Here is a 13,191-nt window from a genome sequence, read left to right on the forward strand (position 1 = left end):
TACATTTTCTTCAAGAGCTGCGGATCGGTGATCAGTTCTTCCTTGCGCGTGCCGGAGCGCGAAATGTCGATCGCCGGGAAGGTGCGCTTGTCGGACACCTTGCGGTCGAGAATCAATTCCGAGTTGCCGGTGCCCTTGAACTCCTCGAAAATCACTTCGTCCATGCGGCTGCCGGTATCGACCAGTGCGGTGGCGATGATGGTGAGCGAGCCGCCCTCCTCGATGTTTCGCGCGGCGCCGAAGAATCGTTTCGGCCGCTGCAGCGCATTGGCGTCGACGCCGCCGGTCAGCACCTTGCCGGAAGACGGCACCACGGTGTTGTAGGCACGCCCCAGGCGCGTAATCGAGTCCAGCAGGATGACCACGTCGCGACCATGCTCGACCAGCCGCTTGGCCTTCTCAATGACCATCTCGGCGACCTGGACGTGACGCACCGCCGGCTCGTCGAAGGTGGACGACACCACTTCGCCCTTCACCGAACGCTGCATGTCCGTGACTTCTTCCGGACGCTCATCGATCAACAGCACGATCAGATAGCATTCAGGATGATTGGCGGTGATCGAGTGCGCGATGTTCTGCATCAGCACGGTCTTGCCGGTGCGGGGAGGGGCGACGATCAGCGCGCGCTGGCCCTTGCCGATGGGGGCTACGATGTCGATAACCCTTGCAGAAAGGTCCTTTCTGGTGGGGTCTTCCAGCTCGAGCCGGAAGCGCTGATCCGGAAACAGCGGCGTCAGGTTGTCGAAATTGACCTTGTGCTTGGACTTTTCCGGGTCCTCGAAATTCAGCGTGTTGACCTTGAGCAGCGCGAAGTAGCGTTCGCCTTCCTTCGGGCTGCGGATGTGGCCTTCGATGGTGTCGCCGGTGCGCAGGCCGAAGCGGCGGATCTGCGAGGGCGAGACGTAGATGTCATCCGGTCCCGGCAGATAATTGGCATCCGGTGAGCGCAAAAAGCCAAAACCGTCGGAGAGAACCTCGACGACGCCTTCGCCGATGATGTCGGTTTCCTGGATCGCCAGCTGCTTGAGAATGGCGAACATCAGCTCCTGCTTGCGCATGGTGCTGGCATTCTCGACCCCTTTTTCTTCCGCGAACGTAACGAGTTCCGCCGGCGTCTGGGCTTTGAGGTCTTGAAGTTTCATTTCCCGCATTGGGATGGTCCTGTAGAAAAACGGGGAGGGGGTGCGAGGGGCTCTAAAGAAAATGCGGACGCTGAATAAAGAAAGTCCGCAGGTCTTGAGCTGTGAAGCCTTGAGCGAGGAAGATGCCGGAGAGGCTTCAAACCTGATGTGGCGGTCGGTTCAACGAACCGGAGCGCAACCACATCCGCCTGCGTAGGGTGGGATGTCCTCAATATAGAAAATCGGCCGGCATTCCGCAAGGAGGTTGCGGAACAGTTCTGTTGACGGCGAACGGTGCTAGAACGGCTTCACCACCACCAGGATGACGATTCCGATCATCAGCGCCGTTGGTACCTCGTTGATAATTCGATAGAATTTCTGGCTTCTCTGATTCCGGTCGGCGGCGAAATCCTTGACGCAGCGGGCGAGAAATCCGTGCAGTCCCGACAGCGCGATCACCAGCAGCAATTTTCCATGCAGCCAATGGGCCGAAAACCAGTGACCGGCGTAAGCGAGGTAAAGCCCGGCAACCCACGTCACCCCCATCGCCGGATCAATGATCGCCCTCAGCAGGCGACGCTCCATCACCTTGAAGGTTTCCGACTGCTTAGATCCGATCTCCGCATCGCAGTGATAGACGAACAGCCGCGGCAGATACAGCATGCCGGCCATCCACGCGATGACCGCGATAATATGCAGCGCCTTGATCCATTCATACAACCGCAATACCTCACTCGTTCGCAACTTCGCGATTTCTTGTCGGCAACCACCGAAACTCCCCTGCTACCGGCGTCACAAACGGGTCGGTCAGAAAGCTTGAGGAGAGACATATCCGCAAGCAGCCTTTTTCTAAAACAATAATTTTAGAATCTTAGGTTTGAGTCTAAGTAGCGGTGAATAGCGCCCGCGCAACGCAGTTCAAACATTGTCCGGACTCGTCCACATCCATCAACAACTCTCCATCCTGATCGGGGTTGATCGAATAACCTTACGTAGTTCAATGCCTTGCGGTTCGCTGCGACCGGATTATCAAGAGACAAGTCCACATAACCTCACTATCATTGCCGCGTCCGCCAGGACTTATCCTTGAGCCAGGCCTGTGAAGAAAAATCCGGGTTATCCCGACTGCTTCGACCGGCGGGCGATTCTTTCGGCTAAGCTCCACAGCGATTCACAGGCTACACAGGGGTCATGGTGCCCACCACCGGCAACTATTTTCATCTTCACCTGGTGTCCGATTCGACCGGTGAAACCCTGATCACCGTGGCGCGCGCGGTGGCCGCGCAATATGCCAATGTGACGCCGGTGGAACATGTCTATCCGCTGGTGCGCAGCCAGAAGCAGCTCGAACGCGCATTGGCGGAGATCGAGGAAGCGCCCGGTATCGTGCTTTTTACATTGCTGGAAAAGGATCTGGTGGCACGGCTGGAAGCCAAATGCCAGGAAATCAACATTCCGAGCCTGTCGATCATCGGGCCGGTAATGCAGTTGTTTCAGGCCTATCTCGGCTCGGCCACCACCGGACGTGTCGGCGCACAGCACACGCTCAATGCGGAATATTTCAAGCGCATCGACGCGCTGAATTACACGATGATGCATGACGACGGTCAGCACGTCGAAGGACTGGAGGAGGCCGACGTGGTTCTGGTGGGTGTATCGCGCACCTCCAAGACGCCGACGTCGATCTATCTGGCCAACCGCGGCATCCGCACCGCGAATGTGCCGCTGGTGCCGGGCATCGCGATTCCACATCAACTCGAAACGCTGAAAAAGCCATTGGTGGTCAGCCTTCACGCAACGCCGGAGCGGCTGATCCAGGTGCGGCAGAACCGGCTCTTGAGTATCGGCGTCGGCCCCGGCAACGACGACTATATCGATCGGCAGTCCGTCACCGAAGAAGTCACGTTCGCGCGGCGCCTGAGCGTGAAATATAACTGGGCGCTGCTCGATGTGACGCGCCGCTCGATTGAGGAAACCGCGGCGGCGGTGATGAAACTGTTCGCCGATCGGCAACGCCAGCGGCTTTTGGAATGACGATCTGGCGCGGAACCAAACCGTTAATCCTGGCGTCGAAAAGCGCTGCGCGGCAGGCGCTTCTGGCCAATGCCGGCATCGCCTTCGAGGCAATTCCGGCCGAGCTTGACGAGCGTGCGATTGAGGTTGCCTCCGCGCTGTCGGCGCCCGGAGAAATCGCGGCCCTGCTGGCGCGGGACAAGGCCTTGTTCGTGTCCGCAAGGCATCCCGATCGCTTCGTAGTAGGTGCAGATCAGACGCTGATGCTTGGCGAGCGATTGTTCAGCAAGCCGGCCGGCCGTGCGCAGGCCGCCGCGCAATTGCGAGCCCTTGCAGGGCAGTCCCATGAACTGCATTCAGCCACTGCCGTTGGCCGCGATGGCGAGATATTATTCGAGAACGTTTCAATTGCGCGCATGACCATGCGCTCGCTCGATGACGCTGCAATCTCGGCCTATCTCGACGCAGCAGGAGAGTCCGTCACCACCAGCGTCGGCGCCTACCAGCTTGAAGGCTTGGGGGTTCATCTGTTCGAGCGCATCGAAGGCGATCATTTTACCATTCTGGGCCTGCCGCTACTGGCGTTACTGAGGTTCCTGCGCAGTCAGGGATTGCTGGCATGATCGTTCTCGGACTGACCGGCTCGATCGGGATGGGAAAGTCGACCACCGCAAAGCTGTTCGCAGAGGCCGGCGTGCCGGTCTACGACGCGGATGCGACCGTTCACATGATCTATGAAGGCGAGGCCGTGCCCGCGATCGAAGCCGTATTTCCCGGTACTACCGCCGGCGGCAAGGTCGACCGCGCGCGGCTTTCAGCCCAGGTGGTGCATGATCCCGCAGCGATGAAGCGGCTGGAGCAGGTCGTGCACCCGATGCTGCGCGCCTATCATCAGAAATTCCTCAGCGATGCCGAGGCGTCCGCGGCGCCGGTCGCGGTGGTGGATGTGCCGCTGCTTTATGAAACCGGCGGCGAGAAGCGGGTCGATGCCGTGGTGGTGGTGACCACCACGCCGGAAATCCAGCGCGAGCGCATTCTGGCCCGCGACAACATGACGGACGAAAAGCTGAACGCCATCCTGGCGCGGCAGCTGCCCGATGCCGAAAAACGCAAACGCGCGGATTTCGTGGTGGATACATCGCATGGTCTGGATCCGGTGCGTGCACGAATCCGCGACATTCTGGCCGCGGCTGTTAAAATGCCGCGGCGGCGGTCCTGATTCGCCGCGGCTACCGGTTGCAGAGCGATGCGCGAAATCATTCTCGATACCGAAACCACCGGCCTCGACCCGTTGCGGGGCGATCGGCTGGTCGAGATCGGCTGCGTCGAGATATTCAATCGCATGCCGACGGGCCAGACCTTTCACCGCCACATCAACCCCGAGCGCGACATGCCCGCGGAAGCTTTCGCCGTGCATGGTCTTTCCAGCGAGTTCCTCGCCGGCAAGCCGCTATTCGCCCATGTGGTCGAGGAATTTCTCGAATTCATCGCCGATGCGCCGCTGGTCATTCACAACGCCTCGTTCGATATCGCTTTCATCAACGCCGAGCTCGACCGCATCAAGCGGCCGCCGATCGCGCGCGAGCGGCTGGTGGACACGCTGCTGCTGGCGCGGCGTAAGCATCCTGGCGTTTCCAACCGGCTCGACGATCTCTGCTCGCGCTATGCGATCGACAATTCCCGCCGCACCAAGCACGGCGCGCTGCTCGATGCGGAACTTCTGGCCGAGGTCTATATCGACCTGATCGGCGCCCGGCAGTCGCAGCTTATCCTGGCGTCGGAGATACGGGTTTCCCATAATGACGGATTTGGCGATGCGCCACGGCGGCAGCGCCCGACGCCACTTGCGCCCCGGGTCACGGAGGCCGATCGCGCAGCGCATTGGGATTTCGTCGCCACGCTTGGCGATAAGCCGGTCTGGCACGACTTTTTTAACGCGGCGCGATAGATTCGCGTGGGTTAGCTTGGCTTCGGCTGTGCCGCGGCCTGGGCCGCAGCCTGTCGCTCCATGTTCTGGCGGTACAGGCCGACAAAGTCGACCGGGTCGAGCATCAGCGGAGGGAACCCGCCGTCGCGCACGGAGGTCGCGATGATTTGCCGGGCGAACGGGAACAACAGCCGCGGACATTCGATCATGACCAGCGGGTGCAGATTTTCCTGCGGCACGTTCACGATGCGGAACACGCCGGCATAGGAAAGCTCGAAGCTGAACATCAGCTTGCCGCCGTTTTCTGCCTTGCCCTCGACCGAAAGCGTCACTTCGTATTCGTGTTCGGCGATATTGTTGGCGCTGACATTGATCTGGATATTGATCGCGGGCTGCTCTTGTTGCGGCGCAAGCGAGGTGGGGGCGTTCGGATTCTCGAACGAGAGATCCTTGGTATACTGCGCCAGCACGTTCAACTGGGGGGGAGGGGCCGCTTCCGAAGGCGCGCCGTTGCCGTTGGTCATGAAGGTCTCTCCTGGGCGTTTTCGAGCGAAGCGTCGACAATTTGCGACTGAATGCGCTCGAAGGGGCGGAAATCTGGTCAGGGCGAGTGGCTATCATAGCCCTGCGGTCCTCCACAAGGACGACGGCCGGACTGACAAGCGAACCGCAGGCGCGCGCGCGAGGAGGAGGTTTTACACGGCGCGCGGTCTAAATTATTGAATAAGCGCGATTTCCAGACAGGATCCGGTTTCCCCTTATTCCCAAAACGCGCTACAATTCGTCCAAAATCAGCGCCTGTTGATGCAACATTGGCCGCACTTCCACCGGCCCGGCCTTCCGTGCCAAAACGCGCCATTGGCTGGGCAAAGTTTCGTGCCTACATGGGGGAAGCCACTCGTGAAGTGACCGCTGCGGTTCTTCGAGGACGCTCTAATGCCGGCCCGTCCGGCACCGACCAGAAAGCGAATGCGACGTGGATATTTACACCATCATCTTCCTGGCGCTGGCGGTCTTTATTTTCCTGCGCCTGCGCAACGTCCTCGGACAGCGTACCGGGAGTGAGAGGCCGCCATACGATCGCGCCGCACGCGACGTCGTGCACGGCTCCCAGGACAATAACGTCGTGCCGATGCCGGGTACGGTTATCGATCAAGCGCCTTTGGCGCCGACGACGGACGTGGTGCCTCCGGCCGACCGCTGGAAAGGGCTTGCCGAACCCGGCACGCCGCTGGCGCTCGGGCTCGATGCCATCGCGGCGCAGGATTCGTCATTTGACCCGCAGCATTTCATCAGCGGCGCGCGCAGCGCCTATGAAATGATCGTGCTGGCATTCGCCAATGGCGACCGCCGCGCGCTGAAGGACCTGTTGTCGTCGGAGGTCTATGAGAGCTTCGATGCCGTAATCAAGGATCGCGAGAAACACGAGCAGAAGACCGAAACCCGGTTTGTTTCGATCGACAAGGCCGAGCTTGTGGGCGCGGAAGCGCGCGATCACGCCGCACAGCTGACGGTCCGCTTCGTATCGCAGATGATTTCGGTCACCCGCGACAAGACAGGCGCAATTGTCGACGGCAATCCGGAAAAGGTCACCGATATCACCGATGTTTGGACATTTGCCCGCGACATCACTTCGCGCGATCCGAACTGGAAGCTGGTTGGCACGGGAAGCACGAACTAACGCGGCTGGCTTGGGACGCTTCGCCGCCGCGCGTTGGGTGATGGCTGCCGTATTGCTGCTTTCGCCGCTCGCCGCGCATGCCGCGCGCCCGCACCTGCCATATCCCCGTCTGGTCTGGCCGCTCGAAATCACCGGGAGCCAGTATGCGCCCGTCGCCTGGACCGATATCGCCGGCTGGAACGAAGACGATCACCTGCAGGCGTTCAACGCTTTCCGCACAAGCTGCAAGCCGATCGCGGCGCAGCGCAAACCTCCTGCCGACCCGAAAGCGCTGGGCGTGTCGTTACGCGATCCCTGTCGCGCGGCGAAAGCCGCCGATGTTTTCGACGGCGCAAAGGCGCGGGCTTTTTTCGAAGCGCATTTTCTTCCCCTGCGGATCTCGCGGCTCGGCGAAGGCGAAGGTTTCGTCACCGGTTACTACGAGCCGGTAATCGATGGGTCGCGCACGCAGACCGACATCTACACCGTGCCGGTGTACCGCCGGCCGTCGAACCTGTTCGTTCGCGGCGTCAGGCCGGGCGCGGTCGGCCTGCCCAACAAGGGTCAGGTGTTCCGCAAGATCGGCCGGCGCAAGCTGGTGCCGTATTACGATCGCGCCGAGATCGAAGACGGCGCAATCGCCGGGCGCGGCCTCGAACTCTGCTGGCTCAGGAACCAGACCGATTTGCTGTTCACGCAGATCCAGGGTTCGGCGCGGGTTCGCCTCGAGGACGGCTCGACGCTGCGCATCAATTACGATGCGCATAATGGCTATCCCTACACCCCGGTCGGCCGCATCCTGATCGAGCGCAACATCGTTCCGAAAGACCAGATGTCGATGCAGCGCATTCGTGACTGGATGGAGCAGAACCCGGACGGCGCCAATGAGCTGCGCCGGCAGAACAGATCCTACGTGTTCTTCCGCGAGGTGCAGCTGTCCGACAAGGACGAAGCGGTGGGCGCGCAGGGCGTGCCGCTTACTCCGGGCCGGTCGATCGCCGTCGACAAGGCGCTGCACGTCTACGGCACGCCGTTCTTCATCGAAGGTGAGCTGCCGATCGAATCCGAGCAGTCGAAGACGCCGTTCCGGCGCCTGATGGTGGCGCAGGACACCGGTTCGGCCATCGTAGGGCCGGCGCGCGCGGATATCTATTTCGGCGCCGGCGCGGATGCGGGACGGGTATCGGGCCGGCTGCGGCACAATGCGCGCTTCGTGCTTCTCGTGCCCAAGAGCCTCGATCCCGTCGCGAAGGGTCACGCGATGCCTTTGCCGGAGGCGCGCCCGTCGGCGAAAATAGCAAAGCTGTTTCCGCAAACCGATCCGCCGCAGAACCAGCAGAAGGATCGGAAGGACGACGGAAAGCCAGCCGACACGGCTTCCGCCGCCGCCAAGGACGTTTCCAAGGACGCAGCGAAGACTGCGGCGCCGGTCGCCGTCTCACAAGCGCAAGCTGCGCAAGCGGTGCCGCTGCCCGAGGCGCGGCCTGAGATCAAGCCCACCCGCCGCGCGCATCGCCATCGCTACCACCGCCGTTACCGCAACGCGCGATGAAGCCTCCCTCACCGCCGCCAAATCGGGAGTCAATCGCTGCGCCACGCCGCAAGCGCGCGCTGAGCGAAGAAGAGCGCGCCTTGTGGGAAGGCGTTGCCGAGCAGATCAGGCCGCTGCGGAAGAAGCCTCGCGCCCCGAAAATACCGATCGAAGAGCTGCCGGCTGCGAAACCGGTTGGCCCGCCAAAATCCCATCCGGCGACACGCACTGCAAAAGCCGCAAGGCCGGACAAGCCGCCGCCGCTGGCCCCGCTCGGCCGCCGCGAGCGTTCGCAACTGTCGCGTGGCCGCAAAGAAATCGAAGCCCGGCTCGACCTGCACGGCATGACGCAGACCCGGGCGCATCGAGCGCTGCGGGCGTTCCTTCAACGTGCCCACAATGACGGCCTGACATTCGTTCTCGTCATCACCGGCAAGGGCCGCACCTTCGGACCGGAGTCCGAGCGCGGCGTGCTGCGCCGCCAGGTTCCGGAGTGGCTGGGCCTGCCGGAATTCCGCGCGCTGGTGGTCGGCTTCGAGGTAGCGCATATCGGCCATGGCGGCGAGGGCGCGCTTTATGTGCGGATGCGGCGCTCGAGGATATGATCCGCTCAGAACGGCCGGACGATCCCTACGCGCGGGATGAGCGTGACGATCCAGCCGAGCACCGAAGTGCGGCGGTCATGCATTGCGATAGGCGGCGCGGCCCTCTGCGCGGGCAAGGTTTTCACCGCATGCAGGATCAGGAACATGCAAACGGCCCAATTCGAAATCCATCGCGAATAGTCGAACACGACCGCGAAAATCATCAGGTAGCCCAGACTGATCAAGACGATTCCGGCGACGACGATGCGGCGGTGGGTCTGATCCGAAAGCTGCCGGACAAGATCGACAAAATATTTCCAGAGCGGAGCGTGCAGAGCAATCAGCACGGCAAACACCGGAATGCCCAGAAGATTGGAAGGCAGGCGTTGCCAAGTATCGCGGAGCTCCTGAGCAAGGGGCTGATACCAGATATAACTGAAACTCAGCGACCTGGCTTGGGATGGGTCGGCCATTCGGTCCCGCAGATAGCCGACGAACTCCTGTTCCGGAATCGGCATCGATCCGCGGAACTGGGCGGCCAGAAACAGCACGCTTAGGCCCATGACCGCCGCGATACCCGCAACGGCGTTGTGCCGGCCGATGCCCTGGACAAGATAGTGGCGGAGCACCACGATCAGGGCGATGGTCGGCACATACATCAGAAAATGAATGTGGTGGATCAGGATCAGGATGCCAGACGCCGCGGCGGCGATGACCACGAACGCGACTGGACGCGCAGGAATCAGCAGCAGGACGATCGCCAGCGCGCATCCATAAATGTCGAAGTGCCCGAGCGTGTGCATGAGGTTCTTGAAAAAAAACGGCGAGCCGGCCATGAAGACGAACAGCGGCATCTGCGCGTCGCCCCGGCCGAATGTTCGCCGAAACAGCGCGACGAAAAGACCGAACGTGACCAGCCATACGCCGCCGCCGAGGGCAAACACCAGCCAGACCGGCACCTTTGTCAGGAACAACGATACCGTTGCGCCGATCAATGCACGTTTGATGAAGCCGAAGTGGTAATCGACCAGCAGATGGATGTAAGGGACGTATGGTTCGCGCGTGATCTTGTAGAAAAAGACGCCGATCACCACCGCGATATTGACCGCGATCATCAACCGCCAAGGGTTTTGGTGAAAGCGCGCCCAGCTCATTCCGCACCTACGCAATGATCAAGTCATTGGAAACGCGAAAACTATTGCACGCGGCGCGCCCGGGCCGCAATGCGCGCTCACCGCGAATTCGCAAGACGCGCCGCGGTCACGACGCTTCATGGAGTGTGGGAGTAACGCGAGGCCAAAGCGTGATGAATTCAGGTTGACGCGGCTTCCCTTTCACCTCTTCCCTGCGGGGAGAGGTGATCTGAGCGTCGTGGCGATTCCACTTAAAACCATCATGCTCTAAAGGATGAACCGGCTCAGATCCGCGTTCTTGGCGAGATCGCCGACGTGCTTCTGCACGTAATCGGCGTCGATCCGGATGGTCTCGCCGTGGCGGTCGGGTGCGGCGAATGAAATCTCGTCGAGCACCCGCTCCATCACGGTCTGCAGCCGGCGCGCGCCGATATTCTCCACCGTCGAATTGACGGCGACAGCGACATCGGCGAGCGCGTCGATCGCACCATCGGTAATATCCAGCGTCACGCCTTCGGTCTGCATCAAGGCGACATACTGCTTGATCAGCGAGGCTTCGGGTTCGGTCAGGATGCGGCGCATGTCATCGCGTGTCAGCGCCGCCAATTCGACGCGGATCGGCAGGCGGCCCTGCAGTTCCGGCAGCAGATCGGATGGCTTGGCGATATGAAATGCGCCGGATGCGATGAACAGGATATGGTCGGTCTTCACCGCGCCGTGCTTGGTCGACACGGTCGTGCCTTCGATCAAGGGCAGCAGGTCGCGCTGCACCCCCTCCCGCGAAACGTCGCCGCCACCGCTGCGGCCGTCACGCACGCAAATCTTGTCGATTTCGTCGAGGAATACGATGCCGTTATTCTCGACGGCATTGATCGATTCCTGCGTCAGCTGATCGTTGTCGAGCAGTTTGTCGGACTCCTCGTTGACGAGAAGCTCGTGGGAATCCTCGACGGTCAGCCGGCGCGTCTTGGTGCGCCCGCCCATCTTGCCGAAAATGTCGCCAATCGAGATCGCGCCCATTTGCGCGCCGGGCATCCCCGGAATCTCGAACATCGGCGTTCCGCCGGAGGATTGGGTTTCGATCTCGATCTCCTTGTCGTTGAGCTCGCCGGCGCGCAGCTTCCTGCGAAACGAATCGCGGGTCGCGGTGCCGGAGCCGGCGCCGACCAGCGCGTCCAGCACGCGGTCCTCGGCGGCGAGTTGGGCGCGGGCCTGCACGTCTTTGCGCTTGCGTTCGCGGGTCTGCGCGATCGCGACTTCCACCAGATCGCGGATGATCTGCTCCACGTCGCGGCCGACATAGCCGACCTCGGTGAATTTGGTGGCCTCGACCTTGATGAAGGGCGCGCCGGCGAGTTTTGCCAGCCGCCGCGCGATCTCGGTCTTGCCGACCCCGGTCGGCCCAATCATCAGGATATTTTTCGGCAGAACTTCCTCGCGCAACGAGCCGGTGAGCTGCAGCCTGCGCCAGCGGTTGCGCAGCGCGATGGAAACCGCGCGCTTGGCGTCGGCCTGGCCGACAATGAAACGGTCGAGTTCGGAAACGATTTCGCGGGGAGAGAAGTCGGTCATGGACCTTAACTATGCTGGATTGTGACGGAGGCAAGTTGCCTAGATGATCGGCGGGCCGGCCTGCCAGTGCCGGATAGCATCGAACGGATGGATCAGCATGATGATGTTCAGGGTCAGATTGTCGCGGATATGCAGCCCGACCAGGACCTCAAACAGAACCGCGAGCGCGATCGTCAACACTACCGGCAACTTTCTTGCGAGCAGAAATCCTGCGACCATGGACAGCGCATCGGAAACCGAATTGACGATGCTGTCGCCATAATAATCCAGTGACACCGTGCCGGCGCGATAGCGCTCGATGATCCAGGGCGAATTTTCGACCAGCTCCCAGCCGCCTTCGATCAGCATCGCGATGACAAGGCGCCCAGGCCACGACACGCGCGGCAGCAGCAACCAGGTCAACCCATAGAACAGGAAACCGTGGATGATGTGCGAGAACGTGTACCAGTCGGTGATGTGCTGCGAGTTCTCGGAACTCAGCACCACGCCATGCCAGAGTTTTATGGTGCCGCAAGCGCAGATCGGCAGGCGGCCCATGGCATACAGAATGCAGGCCTGAAGCGCGAGCAGCCCGGCCGCGATGAGAGCGCCGTTTCGCACCGACAGAGAGGGCAGTGGATGCGATGTCATGCGTCGCGAATCATCAAAAGGGCAATGCCGTCCGGTGTATCAACCAGCCGGTCGCGCTGAAAGCCAGCCTTCTCGTAGGCGCGTATCGCGCGGGCATTGGCAGGGTCAGGATCGGTGATGACCCGCGGGGCTCCAGACGCGAGCAATCGATCGATGAAGGCACCGATGAATGCTGATCCGTGCCCTTGATTAACCATACCCGGTTCCCCGATGAATTGGTCGATGCCCCGTGTGCCCCTGGGATGGGTACCAAGGCCGTTATCCGGCCAGACGTCGGGATCGTAGCACTGCAAGTATCCGAAGGGACGGGCATTGGCGGCGACAATGAACTGGTCCATGGCCTCGACTTCAAGGTCACCGCTAACGAGTTCAAACTGCGCGCAGGTGTCGCCCCACCATTCCACCACGTGCGGCGCTGCAAGCCAACGCTTCACCAGCGGCAGATCGGCTGAGGTCATGGGCACGAAGTCGTAACCGGCGGAAAGCATCGATCAGCTGCTCAGCGTCTCGATGGTCACGTTGCGGTTGGTGTAGACGCAGATGTCGGCGGCGATATCGAGCGCGCGGCGCACGATGGTTTCGGCATCCTTGTCGGAATCGACCAGCGCGCGCGCGGCAGCCAGTGCGTAGTTGCCGCCGGACCCGATCGCCATCACGCCCGCTTCCGGCTCCAGCACGTCGCCGGTGCCGGTCAGCACCAGCGAGACATCCTTGTCGGCGACGATCATCATCGCCTCCAGCCGCCGCAAATAGCGGTCGGTGCGCCAGTCCTTGGCGAGCTCGACCGCGGCGCGGGTCAGTTGCCCCGGATACTGCTCAAGCTTGCTCTCCAGCCGCTCGAACAGCGTAAAGGCATCGGCCGTGGCGCCGGCGAAGCCACCGATGACGTCGCCCTTGCCGAGTTTGCGGACCTTTTTGGCGTTGGATTTGATGACGGTCTGGCCGATCGAGACCTGGCCGTCGCCGCCGATCACCACCTTGCCGCCCTTGCGGACCGTCAAAATGGTGGTGCCGTGCCAG

General features: G+C 61.5%; 15 protein-coding genes. 7 read left to right on the top strand and 8 right to left on the bottom strand.

Translation table 11 applies throughout. From position 1 onward, the window contains the following. A partial coding sequence (gene rho, locus VGP39_RS16145) for a transcription termination factor Rho (protein ID WP_327569105.1) occupies positions 1–1,151 on the bottom strand: 1,151 nt, incomplete at its 3' end. A 267-nt stretch (positions 1,152–1,418) separates the two neighbouring features. Then, positions 1,419–1,841, bottom strand: coding sequence for a protoporphyrinogen oxidase HemJ (gene hemJ, locus VGP39_RS16150; protein ID WP_327569118.1), 423 nt, complete (start codon positions 1,839–1,841; stop codon positions 1,419–1,421). Positions 1,842–2,315: 474 nt separating this feature from the next. Between hemJ and VGP39_RS16155 the strand changes: the two genes are divergently transcribed. Genes VGP39_RS16155 through dnaQ form a run of 4 tightly spaced genes read left to right on the top strand, consistent with a single transcriptional unit; the run spans position 2,316 to position 5,082 of the window. Beyond that, positions 2,316–3,155: a pyruvate, water dikinase regulatory protein gene (locus VGP39_RS16155; RefSeq protein WP_327569119.1), complete on the top strand. Its 840-nt coding sequence runs from the start codon at positions 2,316–2,318 to the stop codon at positions 3,153–3,155. Next, the gene (locus VGP39_RS16160; protein WP_327569106.1) at positions 3,152–3,757 is read left to right on the top strand and encodes a Maf family nucleotide pyrophosphatase; all 606 of its coding nucleotides are present in this window, start codon (positions 3,152–3,154) and stop codon (positions 3,755–3,757) included. Before VGP39_RS16155 ends, VGP39_RS16160 begins: the two co-directional genes overlap by 4 nt. After that, positions 3,754–4,353, top strand: a complete 600-nt coding sequence (gene coaE, locus VGP39_RS16165) for a dephospho-CoA kinase (RefSeq protein WP_327569107.1) — start codon at positions 3,754–3,756, stop codon at positions 4,351–4,353. The genes VGP39_RS16160 and coaE overlap by 4 nt, the downstream gene beginning before the upstream one ends. A gap of 27 nt (positions 4,354–4,380) precedes the next feature. Further along, positions 4,381–5,082 (top strand): DNA polymerase III subunit epsilon, encoded by a 702-nt coding sequence (gene dnaQ / locus VGP39_RS16170; RefSeq protein WP_327569108.1) that lies wholly within the window; start codon positions 4,381–4,383, stop codon positions 5,080–5,082. Positions 5,083–5,093: 11 nt separating this feature from the next. Here dnaQ and secB read toward each other — a convergent pair whose 3' ends face one another. Beyond that, on the bottom strand, positions 5,094–5,585 hold the full coding sequence (gene secB, locus VGP39_RS16175; RefSeq protein WP_327569109.1) for a protein-export chaperone SecB: 492 nt from the start codon (positions 5,583–5,585) through the stop codon (positions 5,094–5,096). Between the two features lie 452 nt (positions 5,586–6,037). Between secB and VGP39_RS16180 the strand changes: the two genes are divergently transcribed. The 3 genes from VGP39_RS16180 to VGP39_RS16190 are packed head-to-tail and all read left to right on the top strand — an operon-like array spanning position 6,038 to position 8,857. Continuing rightward, the gene (locus VGP39_RS16180) at positions 6,038–6,742 is read left to right on the top strand and encodes a Tim44/TimA family putative adaptor protein (protein WP_327569110.1); all 705 of its coding nucleotides are present in this window, start codon (positions 6,038–6,040) and stop codon (positions 6,740–6,742) included. Between the two features lie 40 nt (positions 6,743–6,782). Further along, positions 6,783–8,273, top strand: coding sequence for a murein transglycosylase A (locus VGP39_RS16185; protein ID WP_327569111.1), 1,491 nt, complete (start codon positions 6,783–6,785; stop codon positions 8,271–8,273). Beyond that, positions 8,270–8,857 carry a Smr/MutS family protein gene (locus VGP39_RS16190; RefSeq protein ID WP_327569112.1) on the top strand — a complete coding sequence of 196 codons (588 nt, stop codon included), beginning with the start codon at positions 8,270–8,272 and terminating at the stop codon, positions 8,855–8,857. The genes VGP39_RS16185 and VGP39_RS16190 overlap by 4 nt, the downstream gene beginning before the upstream one ends. A 5-nt stretch (positions 8,858–8,862) precedes the next feature. Here the strand turns inward: VGP39_RS16190 and VGP39_RS16195 are convergent, their stop codons facing one another. The 5 genes from VGP39_RS16195 to hslV all read right to left on the bottom strand — a co-directional run. Next, positions 8,863–9,990 carry a hypothetical protein gene (locus tag VGP39_RS16195; RefSeq protein WP_327569113.1) on the bottom strand — a complete coding sequence of 376 codons (1,128 nt, stop codon included), beginning with the start codon at positions 9,988–9,990 and terminating at the stop codon, positions 8,863–8,865. A 246-nt stretch (positions 9,991–10,236) separates the two neighbouring features. Then, positions 10,237–11,541 carry an ATP-dependent protease ATPase subunit HslU gene (gene hslU, locus VGP39_RS16200; protein WP_327569114.1) on the bottom strand — a complete coding sequence of 435 codons (1,305 nt, stop codon included), beginning with the start codon at positions 11,539–11,541 and terminating at the stop codon, positions 10,237–10,239. A 39-nt stretch (positions 11,542–11,580) separates the two neighbouring features. After that, entirely contained in the window at positions 11,581–12,171 is a 591-nt protein-coding gene (locus VGP39_RS16205) for a DUF2585 domain-containing protein (protein ID WP_327569115.1), read from the bottom strand. After that, positions 12,168–12,659: a GNAT family N-acetyltransferase gene (locus tag VGP39_RS16210; RefSeq protein WP_327569116.1), complete on the bottom strand. Its 492-nt coding sequence runs from the start codon at positions 12,657–12,659 to the stop codon at positions 12,168–12,170. Before VGP39_RS16210 ends, VGP39_RS16205 begins: the two co-directional genes overlap by 4 nt. Positions 12,660–12,662: 3 nt before the next feature. Then, positions 12,663–13,191 (bottom strand): ATP-dependent protease subunit HslV (hslV, locus tag VGP39_RS16215; protein ID WP_327569117.1); only part of this gene is annotated, 529 nt, incomplete at its 5' end.

It is taken from the genome of Bradyrhizobium sp. (assembly GCF_036009065.1).
GTDB lineage: Bacteria > Pseudomonadota > Alphaproteobacteria > Rhizobiales > Xanthobacteraceae > Bradyrhizobium.

What these genes read in the sequence shown, in the direction of transcription:
- VGP39_RS16190 (WP_327569112.1), top strand. Translation starts at nt 8,270, where the DNA reads ATGAAGCCTCCCTCACCGCCGCCAAATCGGGAGTCAATCGCTGCGCCA.
- coaE (WP_327569107.1), top strand. Translation starts at nt 3,754, where the DNA reads ATGATCGTTCTCGGACTGACCGGCTCGATCGGGATGGGAAAGTCGACC.
- hslU (WP_327569114.1), bottom strand. Translation starts at nt 11,541, where the DNA reads ATGACCGACTTCTCTCCCCGCGAAATCGTTTCCGAACTCGACCGTTTC.
- dnaQ (WP_327569108.1), top strand. Translation starts at nt 4,381, where the DNA reads ATGCGCGAAATCATTCTCGATACCGAAACCACCGGCCTCGACCCGTTG.
- VGP39_RS16205 (WP_327569115.1), bottom strand. Translation starts at nt 12,171, where the DNA reads ATGACATCGCATCCACTGCCCTCTCTGTCGGTGCGAAACGGCGCTCTC.
- VGP39_RS16195 (WP_327569113.1), bottom strand. Translation starts at nt 9,990, where the DNA reads ATGAGCTGGGCGCGCTTTCACCAAAACCCTTGGCGGTTGATGATCGCG.
- secB (WP_327569109.1), bottom strand. Translation starts at nt 5,585, where the DNA reads ATGACCAACGGCAACGGCGCGCCTTCGGAAGCGGCCCCTCCCCCCCAG.
- VGP39_RS16185 (WP_327569111.1), top strand. Translation starts at nt 6,783, where the DNA reads ATGGCTGCCGTATTGCTGCTTTCGCCGCTCGCCGCGCATGCCGCGCGC.
- VGP39_RS16160 (WP_327569106.1), top strand. Translation starts at nt 3,152, where the DNA reads ATGACGATCTGGCGCGGAACCAAACCGTTAATCCTGGCGTCGAAAAGC.
- VGP39_RS16210 (WP_327569116.1), bottom strand. Translation starts at nt 12,659, where the DNA reads ATGCTTTCCGCCGGTTACGACTTCGTGCCCATGACCTCAGCCGATCTG.